General features: G+C 52.5%; 15 protein-coding genes. 3 read left to right on the top strand and 12 right to left on the bottom strand.

Going from position 1 to position 16,866, the window contains the following annotated elements:
• The 3 genes from ABYK60_RS03090 to ABYK60_RS03080 form a co-directional block, all read left to right on the top strand.
• The coding region (locus ABYK60_RS03090; protein ID WP_372870458.1) for an aldehyde dehydrogenase (NADP(+)) at window positions 1-1,102 on the top strand (1,102 nt) is incomplete at its 5' end.
• A 113-nt stretch (window positions 1,103-1,215) separates the two neighbouring features.
• On the top strand, window positions 1,216-1,887 hold the full coding sequence (locus ABYK60_RS03085) for a GntR family transcriptional regulator (protein WP_372870457.1): 672 nt from the start codon (window positions 1,216-1,218) through the stop codon (window positions 1,885-1,887).
• Between the two features lie 87 nt (window positions 1,888-1,974).
• A complete protein-coding gene (locus ABYK60_RS03080) occupies window positions 1,975-3,039 on the top strand; it encodes a ketoacyl-ACP synthase III (protein ID WP_372870456.1) in 1,065 nt (354 codons plus the stop codon).
• 66 nt (window positions 3,040-3,105) lie between these two features.
• On the opposite strand, the gene ABYK60_RS03075 is transcribed toward ABYK60_RS03080, so the two are convergent.
• The 12 genes from ABYK60_RS03075 to zipA all read right to left on the bottom strand — a co-directional run bounded on the left by ABYK60_RS03075 (window position 3,106) and on the right by zipA (window position 16,856).
• Window positions 3,106-3,696 carry a hypothetical protein gene (locus tag ABYK60_RS03075; protein WP_372870455.1) on the bottom strand — a complete coding sequence of 197 codons (591 nt, stop codon included), beginning with the start codon at window positions 3,694-3,696 and terminating at the stop codon, window positions 3,106-3,108.
• An 80-nt stretch (window positions 3,697-3,776) separates the two neighbouring features.
• Window positions 3,777-4,472 carry an exonuclease domain-containing protein gene (locus tag ABYK60_RS03070; protein WP_372870454.1) on the bottom strand — a complete coding sequence of 232 codons (696 nt, stop codon included), beginning with the start codon at window positions 4,470-4,472 and terminating at the stop codon, window positions 3,777-3,779.
• The gene (locus tag ABYK60_RS03065; protein ID WP_372870453.1) at window positions 4,472-6,319 is read right to left on the bottom strand and encodes a DUF294 nucleotidyltransferase-like domain-containing protein; all 1,848 of its coding nucleotides are present in this window, start codon (window positions 6,317-6,319) and stop codon (window positions 4,472-4,474) included. Before ABYK60_RS03065 ends, ABYK60_RS03070 begins: the two co-directional genes overlap by 1 nt.
• Window positions 6,320-6,445: 126 nt before the next feature.
• Complete coding sequence (locus tag ABYK60_RS03060; protein WP_372870452.1) at window positions 6,446-8,164, bottom strand: sodium:solute symporter family protein; 1,719 nt, start codon at window positions 8,162-8,164, stop codon at window positions 6,446-6,448.
• Between the two features lie 11 nt (window positions 8,165-8,175).
• Window positions 8,176-8,442, bottom strand: a complete 267-nt coding sequence (locus ABYK60_RS03055) for a DUF4212 domain-containing protein (RefSeq protein ID WP_372870451.1) — start codon at window positions 8,440-8,442, stop codon at window positions 8,176-8,178.
• A 266-nt stretch (window positions 8,443-8,708) separates the two neighbouring features.
• Window positions 8,709-9,311, bottom strand: coding sequence for a thiol:disulfide interchange protein DsbA/DsbL (locus ABYK60_RS03050; protein WP_372870450.1), 603 nt, complete (start codon window positions 9,309-9,311; stop codon window positions 8,709-8,711).
• A 27-nt stretch (window positions 9,312-9,338) separates the two neighbouring features.
• Window positions 9,339-10,151, bottom strand: coding sequence for an SDR family NAD(P)-dependent oxidoreductase (locus ABYK60_RS03045; protein WP_372870449.1), 813 nt, complete (start codon window positions 10,149-10,151; stop codon window positions 9,339-9,341).
• A 62-nt stretch (window positions 10,152-10,213) separates the two neighbouring features.
• Complete coding sequence (locus tag ABYK60_RS03040) at window positions 10,214-11,431, bottom strand: HD-GYP domain-containing protein (protein WP_372870448.1); 1,218 nt, start codon at window positions 11,429-11,431, stop codon at window positions 10,214-10,216.
• 601 nt (window positions 11,432-12,032) lie between these two features.
• A complete protein-coding gene (locus ABYK60_RS03035) occupies window positions 12,033-12,512 on the bottom strand; it encodes a DUF2919 domain-containing protein (protein ID WP_372870447.1) in 480 nt (159 codons plus the stop codon).
• Window positions 12,513-12,650: 138 nt separating this feature from the next.
• Window positions 12,651-13,595, bottom strand: a complete 945-nt coding sequence (locus ABYK60_RS03030; RefSeq protein ID WP_372870446.1) for a collagenase — start codon at window positions 13,593-13,595, stop codon at window positions 12,651-12,653.
• 124 nt (window positions 13,596-13,719) lie between these two features.
• The gene (gene ligA, locus ABYK60_RS03025) at window positions 13,720-15,732 is read right to left on the bottom strand and encodes an NAD-dependent DNA ligase LigA (protein WP_372870445.1); all 2,013 of its coding nucleotides are present in this window, start codon (window positions 15,730-15,732) and stop codon (window positions 13,720-13,722) included.
• Window positions 15,733-15,794: 62 nt separating this feature from the next.
• On the bottom strand, window positions 15,795-16,856 hold the full coding sequence (gene zipA / locus ABYK60_RS03020) for a cell division protein ZipA (protein ID WP_372870444.1): 1,062 nt from the start codon (window positions 16,854-16,856) through the stop codon (window positions 15,795-15,797).
• Window positions 16,857-16,866 lie beyond the last annotated feature (10 nt).

Genomic DNA, 16,866 nt, shown 5'->3' with positions numbered 1-16,866 from the left:
TGGTGTGGTCGCCGTATTTGGTGCGTCCAACTTCCCGCTGGCGTTTTCCACCGCCGGCGGTGATACCGCCTCGGCCCTCGCTGCTGGTTGCGCCGTTATCGTCAAAGGCCATCCGGCTCATCCGGGCACCAGCGAGCGGGTTACCCGCGCCATAGCACGAGCCATCGACGCAACAGGCATGCCCAAGGGGTTGTTTTCACTGCTTCAGGGCGCCAGAGCTGAACTTTCAATCGCCCTGGTCGAGCACCCCTTGGTGAAAGCCGTTGGTTTTACCGGCTCGCTCAAGGTAGGCCGTATTCTGGCGGACCGCTGTGCCCTTCGCCCGGAGCCAATTCCCTTCTATGGCGAACTTGGTTCGGTTAATCCGCAGCTACTGTTGCCGGGTAAACTGGCCACAGATGCAAACTCACTGGCCGAAGCTCAGGTTAATTCGATGATGATGGGCCATGGTCAGTTCTGCACCAGCCCAGGGCTTATCATCACTATTAAGGGTAGTGGGCTGGATGAGTACCTCGCCGCTCTGATAGACAAGCTGACCGCCCAAAGCGCTGGCGCCATGTTAAGTCAGGGCATTTGCAGCGCCTACAACAGCGCGGTAGAAGCCATGCTCAGCGAAGTGGATATCCTTGCCCAGGGTCAGGCTGCACAGGCAGCTCACCAGAGTCGGCCGCTGCTGGCAAAAATCAGTGCAGCCAAGCTGATAGCAAAACCCGAACTGCTCGATGAAGTCTTTGGTCCCTTTGCCCTGGTTGCAGTGTGTGACTCCAAAGCCGAGTTGCGGGCTCTGATTGCCGCCTTGCCAGGACAGCTCACCGCCAGTATTCACGGTCTGACAGATGAAGTTGCTGATTTTAAAGACATCATCCAGCACATTAGCTTTAAGGTTGGCCGGATTATCTTCAATCAGATGCCCACAGGCGTTGAAGTGGCGCGGGCGATGAATCACGGTGGCCCATATCCCGCAAGCACCGACAGTCGCTCAACATCGGTAGGTACAGAGGCAATGAAACGCTTTATGCGCCCTATCTGCTACCAGAATATGCCGGACAGCCTGTTACCTGAGGCGCTGAAATCGGCATCGCCTCGACTAAAGCGATTTTGAACTGAGTGAACTTCGAGGAAATTGATAAAGGGAAACCCATGGTTTCCCTTTATTTATGTATTCTTTGGCGGTAATCTTAGGCGATCAAAAAGCCTCGGTATAAAGAATAAATAATGAGTCGAAATACGCCTATCGTTCATAAAACCCGCACTCAGGTCGTTGTAGAAGTGCTTAGGGAAAAGATCCTCTCGGGGGAGATCGCCGCCGGAGAGCCTCTGCGTCAGAGCGCACTGGCCGAGGAACTGAACGTCAGTCGCATTCCGGTCAGGGAAGCCCTGCTGCAACTTGAAGCTGAAGGGCTGGTAAAATTTGAGGCGCACAAGGGCGCTACCGCCACTGAGTTGTCTGCCGCACAGGTGACAGAATTGTTTGAACTCAGAGCGCTTATCGAGACTGATTTGCTTGCAAAAGCCATCCCGAATCTGCAAGATGAGGATCTGAATCAGGCCGAAAAAGTATTGGAACAACTGGAGTCCGCGTTCAAGCAAGAGGACGCCATTGGCAGTTGGGCTGAACTCAACACCAAGTTCCACACCACCTTGTATCAGGCTGCTGACCGACCCCATACATTGGAAGTGGTGCACGGTCTTAACACCAACTGTGACAGATATATTCGACTGCAGTTATTGCTGACAGGCGGCATACCCCGCGCCGAGCAAGACCATAGAGATCTGTTGCAATATTGCAAGCAGAGGAACACAGAAAAAGCAGTAGCTCTGCTGCGAGAGCATATTCTGCACGCCGCTGGTGCTATCCGTGTTTTGGTTGCTGAGCAGGTGAAATAACCAAGGACGACACGCTTACGCTATAAGCTTTGTTGTCAGATATACAAGGCAGATCCTGACTCTGCCTTTTTTGTTTGAGAGAAATTTATGCAGTACGCCACTATTACCGGTTGGGGCAAATGTGTACCCCCTGCCGTGCTGACCAACCATGATCTGGCCACCTTTATCGATACCTCTGATGAATGGATAAAACCCAGAACCGGCATAAGTCAGCGCCATGTCAGCCACGTAAATACTTCAGAACTCGCCAGTGTTGCCGCAAAGCGAGCCCTCGCTGCGGCAGGTATTGACGGCAGTGAACTGGACATGATTATTCTGGCCACCGCAAGCCCTGACACCCTGATCCCAAACATTGCCTCTACAGTGCAGGCCAATGTAGGAGCTCGCTGCGCGGCCTTTGACATTAATGCCGCCTGTTCCGGCTTCCTCTACGGTTTGGGTCTTGCCAGCTCGCAAATCAAAAGCGGCCAGTGCAAGAAAGTACTGGTGGTTGGCGCCGAACGCCTGACCTTCTATTTGGACTGGTCTCGCCGTGAAACTGCGGTGCTGTTCGGTGACGGTGCCGGTGCCGTGGTGGTTGAAGCCAGCGACGTACCGGGCGGCGTACTGGGCTATGAACTGAACAACGACCCCGATGGCCGCGATATCCTCAAAGCCGGTTTCGGTACTGCCATGGACCGATTCAGCCCAGAATCGCTGGATTTCTATATCCAATTCGATGGCCAGGAAATCTTCAAGCGCGCCATCAACGGCATGGGCAAACTCAGTGCTCAGGTACTGGAAAAATGCGGTCTGTCGAAAGACGATGTGGACTTGGTGATCCCTCATCAGGCCAACGAACGTATTATCGACACCCTGGTGAGCAAAATGCGTATTCCAAAGGAAAAAGCCTTTGTGAATATTGCCAACTATGGCAACACCTCTGCCGCCACTATCCCTATCGCCATTTGTGACGCACTGGAAAAAGGGCTTATTAAGCCAAACGATACTATTTTGTCGTGCGCCTTTGGTGCCGGTTTGACCTCAGCAGCTGTGGCTCTCAAATGGGGTGAGCGGGTAACGCCAATATCAGTCTCTGATGCCGAGTTACCTCCCTGCGAAGAAACCGGCGTTGAGCTGGTTCGCCGTGCAGTAAATTACTTCTGCAAGTAATCTGGGTCATTGCTGTTAAAAGCCACCTTAGGGTGGCTTTTTTGTTAGTGTGGCCCGTCGCCGGCATTAATCCGGCTGGTAATCCAAGCTGGCTTCATCCCAATAAATGGCTTTGCCATAAAACTTGGCAACGAGGCGATTAAGGTCGCTGAAGCCATTGATTTCACAGTCTTGCGCGCTGATGCAACCCCAAACGAACCTGTGGCAGTTATTTTCGAGCAAATCATAATTGCGATATTGATACAAACAAGCTGCCGCCCGCTCTGCGGCCATTTCATGGGCCAGGCACTCATGGTTGGCATCCGCAGCAACAAAAATATGGCTACCGGTGCGGCCATGTAAAAAACGCTGCGCCGATACCGCGCGGATAAGTCCACTGCCGTGTAGCTCGGCTATCAGGCCATCACCGAGATAGATGCCGGTGTGCTCAATCACCCCGTAGACATAACAGCACATCAGTGCACCGGGCTGGGGGGCTGTCTTTTTGCCGCCACTTTGCCAGCTGCTGGGATGAAGCACAGTAGCCTTGTCAGTATGTTTAAGCTCAGTCAGACCACTGGCTCGGCGACGTTGCAACGTTTTACGCGCTTCTCGGGCATCCGCCACCGCCAGCGCCCCAAGCGCGGCGCCGCCAATCCACAGCAGGGGTAAAGGCATGGGCTCTCTCCCATCAGGTTCAATACATTGAGATTAAAATCAATTGCGCTGAAATGAGACTGAAAATCTGTAAGAGAGTATTAATCGCACAGCAGCAGATAGGGATCGGCGCTCTGGGTTTGCGCGCCCATACATGCCAATTGTGCCAAAAACAACTCGGCACAGGAGAGCGCATCGGTCAGGGCATTGTGGGCGTGATAAACAGGCAAACCGTAGCGGTCGCGGCTTGCGCCAAGGCGAAGACTGCCCTCTTTAAGCACTTCCTGGCCCCGCAGCAAGCGGCTGCGCTCAATTTGCAGCGTATCAATGGCCAGCAATGGCAAATGAGAGCCATAACTGCACTTTATTCCTTCACGGATAAACCCCAGATCAAGGGGTGCATGATGGGCCAGGGCAATACGGCCTTCAAGTTTACTCACCAGCCATGCCATGGCTTCACCAAGTGATAAGGCACCGGCAAGCTCACGGTCGGTAATGCCATGAATGGCAGCGCTTTGGCCGACACTACCATCAATCTCCACCAGAATGCTTGCTGCACCGGCTAAGTTCACCTGACCATTGTCGATGGGTACCACGCCAATCGACAGGATCTGATCCTGCAACGGGTTGAGCCCGGTCATCTCCAAATCCAGTGCCAGCAGTGGCAATTGCCCCAGCGGTTTACCCAGCAGCGCACGTTGACTGTCCAGCAGACGTTTAAGTGTCGGCTCCGCCGCAGTCGACAAGCCGCGACTTTTCCACCACAGCCTTGGCCGCACCAGGGCACCGGATACCATTAAAAGCTCCGCATAAATTTAAGCCGAAGTCCGGACTGGGCATCGTGCACTACTTTAAAAGCATCCCGCAGTTGATGACGCACCAAAGAGGAGAGCTGTTGAGGTTTGAGAAAATTGCTGACCGCCAGGCCCTGCTGATGCTGCACGCCCTGATTGGCAAGCCGCATATGGGCGATAAATTCATGGGCATCCGCAAGATTAAGCGCATCTTTACGGCCAATCACCCCAAGCTCCATCAGGGCACGGATCCGCTTGGCGGTATTCACCTCTTTAATGCCAGCCGACAGCGCGTACACCCTGGCAATATCATTGATAAGCGCATTGCCTTTATGTTTTAAATCTATGCCCTTCACTTCGCTGCCATCACGCTCGAGCACAAATTTGCGGAAAAAGCCCAGTGGTGGCGACTCCTTAAGGCTATTGCCCGCCATACCGGCAAGAAAGATATCGTTATCTTTTGTGCCGGCGAGCACCTTGTCCTGCAACGCATCGAACAGGGTTTGCGGGCCAAATACCGGCCGCATGTCAAAAAAGATGGAGGCGTGCATCAACGCCTTGGGATCGGGCGCCTTTACCCACTTATCAAATACCTGCTGCCAACGATGCAGCGACATCCGCCATTTGGGGTTCTGAGCCATGATATCGCCCGGGCAAAATACATAGCCGCATTCGTTAAGCCCGGCGCAAACGGCCTTGGAAAGGGCCTCAAAATAGCCAGCAGCTTGCTCATCAGGCTCGGCGGCGAGCAACATGCCATTATCCTGATCCGAACAGGCCGCCTGATCCTGCCGGCCCTGGGAGCCAAAAGCCAACCAGCAAAACGCCATCGGCGCTTCGCCCAGGATTTGCTGATTGAGCACAATCAACCTGCGGGTCAGTGCGTCTGTCACTGACGTCAATACACGACCTATCTCTTCCGCTCTGGCATCAGCGCTGATAAGACTTTGTAAAAGTTCCGGAATTTTTTTACTGACCGCAATAAGGCTGGGCACATCACGCTGGCGCTCGATTTCGCCAATCAGCATCAGCGGCGTAGAACCCTGACTTCTGAGGATATCTGTACTGGAAATTACCCCAACGGGTGAATCCCCCTCAAGTACCGGCAAATGATGAATATTGCGCTCACTCATGGCCAGCATGGCTTCAAACACCAGTGCACTGGCGCTGATGGTCACCGGATTGCGGGTCATTGCCTGATGCACCGGCAGCGCTGCATCCAGTCCCTCGGCAAGCACCCGATTACGCAGATCTCTGTCAGTGATAATACCGCACAGCCTGTGGTTATCAGTCACCAGCAGCGACGATACCCGCGCATCGCGCATCATTACCGCTGCCTGACGTATGCTGTGATTGCAATCAATGGAGAGTGGCGAGCCTGTCATCAGTGAACTGATGCGACTGGTAGTGGTGAGTTCTTTGGCCTTAAACCTCGCCTGATGGCGCATACGTTTGGCAAAAGCACGGTTGAAAAAGCGATCAAATTCGCGGCTTTCTTGCCTGAGGCGGTTAAAGGTGTCAGGGTCGAGGTGATAGACTAGGCCATCTTCCAGAATAGCCACCTTGTTGGAGACGGCTTCACCGGATAGCAATGACGGAAAGCCGAAAAAGTCGCCCTCCCCCAACCTGTCGACCAATTCACCTTCAGCATCACGCACTTCAAAGGCACCGCTGCGAACGATATAAAGCTGCGGGTGTTCAGCATCCAGTGGCACATGGCCCATGGTTTTGCTGTAGTAACCCACGCTCAGCGCCCTGACACTGGTCGACAGTAAATCCTGCGACAAAGAGTCAAAGGGAACCAATTGCTCAAGAAACTGCATCAGCGGCTGTATTTCGCTGGCATCCATAAAAATCATCCATTTATGGGCTTATCTGCTCCCACTATAAGGCAGCGTGTCGAGAAGTCACTATTCGACCTAAGTAAAAAGCGGCACCCGAAGGCACCGCTTTTTTAATTTACACATCAACACATATCAGTGATCAGAGGCCCCACCTGCGCCTTTGGGGAAACGAATGGCTTCGACCATTTCTTCCACATGGGTAGGTACTGCTGCGGTCAGCTTGGCCACCACAACAGCCACTGCAAAGTTAATCATCATCCCAATCATACCAATACCTTCAGGAGAGATCCCAAACAACCAGTTGTCGGCTACGTTGGCAGCAGGATTCACGAACTTGAAATAGATGATGTAGGCAGCAGTGAATGCAAGACCCACCACCATGCCGGCAATAGCGCCTTCTTTATTCATCTTCTTGGAGAAGATACCCATAACGATGGCAGGGAACAGCGAGGATGCCGCCAGACCGAAGGCAAATGCCACTACCGCCGCCACAAAACCGGGTGGGTTGATACCGAAGTAACCGGCAATCACGATACCCACGGCCGCTGCGATTCGGGCATACAACAGCTCCTGTTTATCGGAGATATTGGGCGCAAAGCCTTTCTTCATCAAATCGTGGGATACCGAGGTTGAGATAACCAGCAGCAGACCGGCAGATGTCGACAATGCTGCAGCCAAACCACCTGCGGCAACCAGAGCGATAACCCAGGCTGGCAGATTGGCAATTTCAGGGGTGGCCAGCACCATGATGTCACGGTCAATTGTCATTTCATTGGTATCGCCTTTGGCGTAGTACATCTTGCCATCGCCGTTCTTGTCATCCCAGGTGATAAGACCTGTCTTTTCCCAATTTTTAATCCACTGAGGTGCTGTCTCATAGGCCACACCAGTGGACTCTGGACCGTTGATAGTCTCAATCATATTCACGCGGGAGAAGGCTGCCAGTGCAGGTACAGTGGTGTACATGATGGCAATAAACACCAGCGCCCAACCGGCACTTGAACGGGCATCTTTTACTTTTGGTACGGTAAAGAAGCGAACAATAACGTGCGGCAGACCGGCAGTACCCACCATCAGAGCGGCAGTAATGGCGAACACGTCAATCATGCTCTTTGAACCTTCGGTGTACTGGGAGAAACCAAGCTCAGCCTGCAGGCCATCGAGCTTATCCAGCAGATACATTCCAGTACCATTTCCGGCGGCATCAATCAGCTCAGCACCAAAACCTACCTGTGGCAGTATGTGGCCAGTCATCATGACAGAGATAAAGATAGCAGGCACCATAAAGGCGAAGATAAGTACACAGTACTGGGCAACCTGGGTATAGGTAATGCCCTTCATGCCGCCAAGTACAGCGTAGAAGAACACCACAGCCATACCAATGTACACGCCTGTATCTACGTCTACTTCGAGGAAGCGGGAGAATACCACGCCCACACCGCGCATCTGACCTGCAATATAGGTAAAGCAGATAAAGATGGCACAGACCACGGCCACGGTACGCGCGGCCTGAGAGTAATAACGCTCACCGATGAAGTCAGGCACAGTGAACTTACCAAACTTACGCAGGTAGGGGGCCATACACAGCGCCAGCAGCACGTAACCACCGGTCCAGCCCATCAGGTACACTGAGCCATCGTAGCCCACAAAGGATACGATACCGGCCAGCGAAATAAATGACGCTGCAGACATCCAGTCAGCCGCAGTCGCCATACCATTCATCACAGGGGGAACGCCGCCACCGGCAACGTAAAATTCTTTGGTTGAGCCGGCACGTGACCAGATCGCAATACCGATATAAAGGGCAAAAGAAAGCCCCACTATCAGGTATGTCAGAGTTTGAACATCCATTGCAGTGCTCCTCAGTCTTCGTGAACGTTATATTTTTTATCGAGTGCGTTCGCCTTCATGGCGTAAATGAAAATCAGCGCCACGAACACGTACATGGAACCCTGCTGAGCAAACCAGAAACCCAGTTTGAAACCCATAAAGGTGATTTGATTAAGTACATCCACCAACAGAATGCCGAATCCATAGGAAACGACAAACCAAACTGCCAGCAGACTGACCACCAGGCGAAGGTTTTCGCGCCAGTAGCCTTGAGCCTTTTCGTTGCTTTCGAATGCCATAGTAGTGACTCCCCTGTGTTTTAATAATTAAGTTAAGTCAGGGTTAATCTAACAAGGCAGAGTGTGACCTCAATCACGACCTTAGTCTAAGTGGTGATTGCGAACCGCACCAATGTAACGTTATATATTTGTTTAATAACAACTAATTCCAAAATATCACAATTTAGTAAATGCAATTTTTCCAGCTTGAGTGCGACCTAGGTCTAACAAGCCGCTAACAAACAGAAACGCCCGGACAAGCCGGGCGTTTGCTATGACAGAAAAACTCAGAGTTCGGCAACGTATCTCACCAGCTCGGCCAGCTGCTCACTATTGAGTCCCTGTACGTTCAGCATGTATTTGCCGTTCACCAGTACGCTGGGGACACCGCGGATCCCCGCCAGTTCAGTCTGACTGTCAAATCCCATCAGGGTAAACTGTCGATCAGTAGAGCTCAGTGCCTGTTCAATGGCTTCTGCCTTCAGCCCCTGCGCGATAAAAAACTGCTTCACATCGGCTTCATCACGAAATGGAGCGACCTGTTGTACCTGTTTGAAAATGGGCAAGTGTGTCTGCTCAGTTACCTGAAACTTCTGCGCCACATAATAAGCAAGCTGACTCAGCTTCCAATCGGGTCTTACGCCGGCCACTGGCGTGCGCTCAAAGCCCACTTTTTTGCCCAGCAGCTTAACGGCTTCATCCATGGTGTGGTCGAAACGATAACAATGGGGGCAGTTGTACGAGAAAAACTCACGCACTACAGGCGCGTGGGACTCAGCAAAGCCGTCAACCTTAACGTAATGCTTACCCTCTTCAAAACTGCTGGCAAAGGTGGATGCCGACAGTACCAGTCCTGCCACTAATCCCAGCGCCTTCAATTGCTTAACCATGAATCTTATTCCTGATGTCAATTATTATTAAAATGCCCCGGCCTCAACGAGCATCGCCAGAGGATCGGCATAGCGGTAGTGAACCCCAAGTTCACGGCAAATTAAGCTGCCATCTATCACTTTACCGTTGCCGTTATCGGCGGCAAATTGCGGCAGCGCAAAACCACCGCTGCGGGCCGCTTCGGTGTAAAACGTCTGTTTGGAAGGATGACCGGGGGCGCAGAGGTTGTAGCAGCGGCCAATGGACGGCGCTGCAATCAAAGCCTGAACGGCGCTAAGACAGTCATCCAGGTGCACAATATTCACTGGCAAGGCGCCGCCACTGACGTCGGTTCTCCCAGCAAAAAAACGCCCTGGATGACGCCCCGGGCCTACGAGCCCGGCAAAACGCACCACTGTGGTATTCAGTCCGGCAAACAGCGCTTCGGCGCCAAGCAAGATGGCAGCGCCGGGCGAATGCGCACTGGCGTCACCTTCATCCAACACAGCGGGCAAATCGGGGTACACTCCGGTGGTACTGATAAATAACAGCCGCTTGGGGATGGTGGTCAGGGCATCCTTGAGTTTGGCCAGTCGCTCAAGATAGTCGGTATCGCCACGGCGGATCCCGGGTGGCAAATTGATAATAAGGCAGTCGGCCTGTAACAGTGACTCAGGCACAGGCGCATCCTCCTGTAAATCGAGGCGATAAGCCTCAACCCCCATCGCCCTGATCTCATCCACACCCTCTGGGGTTCGCTTACAACCTTTCACCGACAAACCGGCCATGAGCAGTTTTTTGGCGAGCGGCAAACCGAACCAACCGCACCCTATGATGGAAACAGATTTAATATCAGACATTAACACCGAATTCCCTGACCGCACTTTATAAGGAATTCAGGATACGCAAGAGTTTGGAAAACTCAAGACTCGAGGGCGGCAAAATAAAAATTGATGGGGGCAGCGGCCTGTAAAGTCCTCATGGCCGCTTCTGACAATTCCTCAACCTTCAACACTTTTTCAATGCTCACATCTTCATTCATCAATATCCTCAAACCGGGCGAGCCCCCCGCTGGGTTACATGCCCATACCTGAGGCTGTTTCACTTCACTGGTGGTCATCATCACTTTACCGATATTACCGTCAGTGAGCTGCACCAGAGTACCGGGTGGATAAATACCCAACACTTTCACTAACGTCGATATTAACGCTTCATCGTGTTTACCGACTCGATTCTTGAATAAATATCCCAACGCAACCTGAGGAGATGCGATGCTCAAGGCTGTCAATTGCAATTCAAAATCATTGGCCAGCGCAACAATCTGTGTCGTCTTGGGGATCTTGTTGCCTTTGATTCCGTCCGGGAAACCCGTGCCATCAATAAACTCATGATGATGCCGCACAATATGAAGCACTTGTTCAGGAAATAGCCCGCTGCGGCTAAGCATTTCATGGCCGTAGTTGGGGTGTTGATTCATAAAGTTGGTTTCTTGCTGAGTCAGGGCGCCACGCTTGCGCCGGATGTTATCCGGTACCCTGAGCTTACCGATGTCGTGCACCAATGCCCCCAGTGCTATATCGCGCATCTCCATTTTGGACATGTCCAGCGCTTTGGCAATCATCAAGGAGAGTACAGCAACACTGATCCCATGTTGGGTGACCGAAAACGACTCTTCACCTGCCGTGACCAATGCCAGATAAGAAGCCTCCTGCTCAAACAGATGTTCCAGCATCTGCTCGACAAGGGTGGCGGATAGTCGGTAAGCCCCCTCAGGATCACTGGCCAGTTTACTGACCAAGCTGCGGCTTTCATTGATACAATCCAGAAAACGTTTTTGACTCTTACGAATGGCCACCCGGGCCTCACGCTTTATATCCCGTTCAACCGGAAGCTCTTCATCAGCTTCGTGGTCATCTGCGTCTGATTCTTGCTGGGGAACATCTTCATCCAGTAGTTCAGTCCCCGCCAAAACCAACACATGCTCAACTTTCAAGCCCCGGATCACTTCAATTTGCCCCGGGTCTTTTAATTCTATCCGATTGATTAAAAACGGGTGTTCGGTCCAAGACAGGGGTAGCTTGACCGTAAGACCAAGCCGCAGTTCTGAAACAGGAATTGAAACAGGTTTGTTTTTGGCCAATCCGAGCCTCCACTTTGGTGCGGATCCCTGACTTTCCAGGCGAAATGTAGCGCACTCCAATACTATGAAATAAAAGCGTAATTCTATAAAAGCGTTATAGCAAATTTTCCAGGGCTACATTGCACATCAAAAGCAAATTTTATGAACCAAGATGAGTAATTTTTAATTAAACAACATTTTATTGTATACATTATCCAAAAATGAGAAAGTAACGCCACTGCCGCGGTGTTGCGCACCCCGAGCCCTGCGGTGGTTTGTGTTGCTGTCAATTGTCCTTTGTTAAGGGCTTTGCCCAAGACTCAGGTTACATTCCTTTTGTTGGTCAGCGGTGTCCGGGTTGCTGTATTTGCCCTGTCACCAGCCAATTTTCGGCGCTGCTTTGCAGCGCCTTTTTTATGCTGATTGCCAACAAGCGTGATGCTCAGACTGGAAAGCGGCCACAAGCCGGATTTAAACCAATTCAAGCGAAACTCGCGAGACATGAAGCTGACAGTGGATAAGCGGGAAATGGGCGCACAGCGCCCATAAACGGGAATGAAAGTTCGGTTAGCGGTTATTGCACAGTAAATAACGCAGCTTATGACATAGTTTATTACGTCAGTTATTGCACTATTACAGGCCGCTGCCAGTCGGTTAAATACAGGCGTAGATGCTCAGATTTCAGCAGGTAAATAGCAAACCAGAAAATCAACAAAGCATCGAAAGCCGCCGTCCAGGAAAACAAATAGCCACTGGTGGCAAGCCGCACCAACAGCACGGCACCATCCAGCAGCAACAGTAGCCACAGCAACCATTTCATACGATCGAATAATGGCCTTAGCCAGTTGGGCCTGGATTTTCGCTCAAGCAGAATGATGCCGTACACCAGCACAGCGCCAAACCCACTGGCAAGCGCCAGCAAGAAGGTTTCTTTTTGTGGGTAAAACAGCCGCACCAACCCTGCCCTGTCGCTAAATTGGGTCAGCGAGGCCACAAACACCACCCAGGCTCGGGCCAGAAAGGTCAGCAGCAAATACAGTCCCAGCGGCGGTTTGATATGGCCTTTATCATCTACCCAGCGAATATGTTCGAACTTGAGCAAAGTGTGCTCCACATCATGTCTTTCCCCTGAATTGGGGGCAAGATAGCCAGGATTCAAGGCCTGAGAAAAACAAAGACCCGCATCGGCGGGCCTTTAATAGGTGTAGGAATCCTGTTCGCGAAGTTATTGTAACCCTACTTAAGGCTTGCGAGCTTTGTGCTCAGTATGGCGCAGCAGCATCTGCTCGCGCTTGCTGTCCAATGCCGAGGCCTTTTGCGGTGCCAGTGTATTAATCCACTCTGCAAATTCAGCCTGATAGTTGGCAGCGAAGCTGCTCAGGGCAGCATCATAGCTGGCAAACTGATTGTGTTTCAGATGCTCTGTCATGGCCAGCACTTCAGCTTCGTGACGCTCAAACAGGAAACGAATTGCCAGATAACTCCAGCGATACACCCTGTCGGTACCATCGCGGTAAGAGGTCGAAAAGATGGTCGCCAATGTTGGCCTGCGATTGGCGCGGGTATTGATCGCCAGATTCACCGCCGTGGCGTTCTCTGTGCCAAGGGAGAGATATTCTGCCAGGCCTTCAGCCCACCACACCATCTTATTTGGGTAGAAATTAAAGCCGCCGTAACTGACAAAGCGCCCCTCCAGGTAGTGAATATACTCATGGCGCAGGTTCCATATTTCAAACTCAGGCAGCAGCCAGTCTGCTTCATGGGCATAAAAACTCGCCTGGTTGTTCACATCGGCAGGGTTACCTTCGATATAGACACCGCCATTATTGGTATTGATATTGAAAAGCTCGTAGCCGTACTTGTCATACTGGTTGTAATTATCGAACACCACAACCCGGAGGCTGTCGTTGTAATCGTCTGCCACCGGCACACCAAAGGTTTGCATTCTCTGGTGAAAATCCGCTTCCTGGCTTGAGAGCTGCGCACAGGTATCGGCAATTTGCGGATCGGTCATGTCCTGCGCCCACAGATTAATGGTGGCGCTGCAATCCACACGGATAGGCAAAACCACATCAGGATCGGCAGGCTCGGTGGGGTTGGTACCAGGGCGGCCCTTGCCGTAGGAAACCGTACTGGTGAGTGCCAGCAGTAAACCTGCGGCGATGAGGGACTTGGGTGAGTGCATGTGTGTTCTCCGGTTGTTATTTTTATGTTACAGGATATTGTATATTTTATTTCATTAATTCAGGCAACAAAAAACGCCAACTTTAAGTTGACGTTTTTTCAACTGGAAACATTTTTAAATCAGATCAGAGACCTATTAAATCTATCAGGCCAGCCTCATCCAGCACAGTTATACCCAACTCCTGGGCCTTGGCAAGCTTTGACCCCGCAGCCTCCCCGGCGACCACACAGTGGGTGTTCTTTGACACACTGCCGGCCACCTTGGCCCCCAGAGCTTCAAGTTTAGCCTTGGCTTCGGTGCGGCCAAGACTGGTCAGGGTGCCGGTTAGCACCCAGGTCTGTCCCAGCAGCGGCTGTGCATCTGCCGCAGGCTTTTCGATGGCAGGCCAGTTCACGCCTGCAGCCACAAGCCCATCAATCACTTCAAGGTTATGGGGCTGGGCAAAAAAGTGCGCCACATGCTGAGCCACTACAGTGCCCACGTCTTCCACCTGCATCAGCGCCTCCACATCAGCGCCCTTAATGGCATCCAGGGTAAGAAAATGTCTCGCCAGGTTGGCAGCTGTGGCCTCCCCTACTTCGCGAATACCCAGTGCATACAGAAACTTGGCCAACGTGGTGGCTTTGGCAGCTTCAATGGCGGCCACCAGATTGGTGGCTGACTTGGTGCCCATACGCTCAAGCATGGTCAGTTTGGACACATTGAGCTTAAACAGATCCGCCGGGCTTGCCACCAGCTCCTTGTCGATAAGTTGCTCAACCACCTTGTCACCCATACCATCGATATACATGGCTTTGCGGGATGCAAAGTGTTTAATGGCTTCGCGGCGCTGGGCTTCACAGAAAAGTCCACCGCTGCAGCGTGCCACAGCCTCACCTTCGATACGTTCCACCAGGGAGCCGCAGACGGGGCAATTATCTGGAAAAACAATATCCTGCGCTCCTTCCGGACGACGCTCCGGCACTACGGCCACAATTTGCGGAATAACATCACCGGCGCGGCGAATAATCACGGTATCGCCAATCTTCACCCCAAGGCGGGCGATTTCATCCCCATTGTGCAACGTGGCATTGGATACGGTCACGCCGCCCACAAACACAGGCTGCAAGCGTGCTACCGGCGTCACTGCGCCGGTACGGCCCACCTGAAAATCAACCCCTTCCAGCAGAGTCATTTCTTCCTGTGCCGGAAACTTAAAGGCAATAGCCCAGCGCGGCGCCCGGGCTACAAACCCCAGCTGCTGCTGAGCGTCAATATCGTTAACCTTGATCACCACACCATCAATTTCAAAGGCAAGCCGGTCTCGACGTTCGAGGATATCTGCGTAATATGCCATCACCTCGGCAAGGCCTTCACAGAGTTTTACTTCCTTGCTCACCGGCAGGCCAAAGTCCGATAAGCGCTCCAGCTGCCCCTTGTGTGTAGGAGCCAACGTTAAATCAACGCCGTTATCGTCCTGCACTACGCCAAGGGCATAGGCGTAAAACGCCAGTGAGCGCTCGGCGGTTATCTTGCTGTCGAGCTGACGCAGGCTGCCCGCTGCGGCATTGCGCGGGTTAACAAACAGTTTGTCACCCTTTGCCCGAGCCCTGTCGTTGAGCGCATCAAAGGCAGCCCTTGGCATAAAGACTTCGCCGCGCACCTCCACCAAAGCCGGAATATCATCGCCCTGCAGCCGCAGCGGCACCGACTTGATGGTACGCACATTGACGCTGATATCTTCTCCCACGGCACCATCACCACGGGTGGCTGCCCGCTCCAGCAGACCATTACGGTAAATCAGGCTGACCGCGAGGCCATCGAGCTTGGGTTCTGCGCAGTAAACCTGAGGGCCAACCTTGTCGCTCAATCGCTTATCAAAGGCGATAAAGTCGGCTTCATCAAAGGCGTTATCTAGGCTCAGCATCGGTTTTAAGTGACTGACCTGCTCAAACTTATCAAGGGCGGCGCCCCCGACACGCTGTGTAGGCGAATCAGGCTCGGCCAGCTCTGGGTGCTCGGCTTCCAACGCTTTAAGCTGGTTCATCAGCCTGTCGTATTCAGCATCGGGAATGCTGGGCGCATCCTGCACATAGTAGGCAATGTTGTGGCGGTTGATTTCAGCGGTTAGACGTTGAATTTCAGCTTTGGCTTGCATGATGGTACCTTGGAAATGCGCGGGGCCGCTCATGCGGCCCCACTTTGTAAATCAATCAGTTGTTATGCATTGGCTCGGATACGGGCGAGATACTGGGCCTTGGTGGTATCGCTCCACAGCTGACGCTGCCCATCAAGCACCAGCGCATCCAGATCGTCCGCCAGCTGACAGGCTGAGTTCAGCATCAACGAGAAGTTCATTACCGCCTCACCATGACATGGCAGGGTCATAAACAGCACTATGCCATGGGTATTGAACTGCTCCATAGTATCGGGGTCGAAGATACCTGGTTTTAACATATTAGCCACTGAAAACAGAACCTTACCAGTACCAGCGTTATCTTCATGGCGATGGAAAATTTCCATATCACCGTATTTGAAATTCAGTTCAAGCAGGCACGGCAGCAACTCAGCACCCGCAAGCACCTGCCCTTCACGGGCAACCACATGCAGCACCAACACATCACGGGGCTCGGGCAGCACGTCTTCCTGCTTTTGTTGCTGCTTTTGTTCCTGCTTGGGCGCAGCTTGCTGTTGCGGTGCAACAGTTGCCGAATGCGCCGCACTCTGCGGAGAAGTCACGGTAGCGCGCGCGTGAATGAGATCGTCATCATCTTCATCGCCCCGATAGTCATCTGCCACCTGAGGCTCTGGCAAGTCATCCAGCAAACCCAACTGAACCTGATCTCCGGTCGCCTGCTGCTGACCAAACATAGGTTCTTGGCGCTCTTTGCCTCTGCGCACCCTGGGTTCATCGCTCAGGGTGAATTCTGGCTCTGGCTCTGGTTCAGCTTCAGGTTGAGCTGTCTCGGCGCTGGTTTCAGCCACAGCAGCAGGCTTGTGAGCGGCACGGATTTTGTGTGCTTTGCCAAAGACAGGCGCAGATTGCGCAGACTCATTGCCAGGCTTGTCATCGGCCTGTACTTTGCGAACCCGCACTTCGCCAATACCATCAGCATCAAACCCTTCTGCATCGCGACGCCCGGGAGACATGGCATAAGGATTTCGAGGTTGTTCTTTGAGTGAGCGGGGTTGCTGCTTTCGGATAGACCAAAATCCATGGATTAGAACCACGAGAATAGCGATAGCGCCGATAACGAAAATAACCAGTTGCAAATCTTCCATTGGATACCCT

The sequence above is a fragment of the Shewanella sp. genome (genome assembly GCF_041630135.1).
Lineage (GTDB): Bacteria > Pseudomonadota > Gammaproteobacteria > Enterobacterales > Shewanellaceae > Shewanella.
Note: the sequence above shows the minus strand (reverse complement) of the source record. Positions and strands in the feature narration are given on the sequence as shown.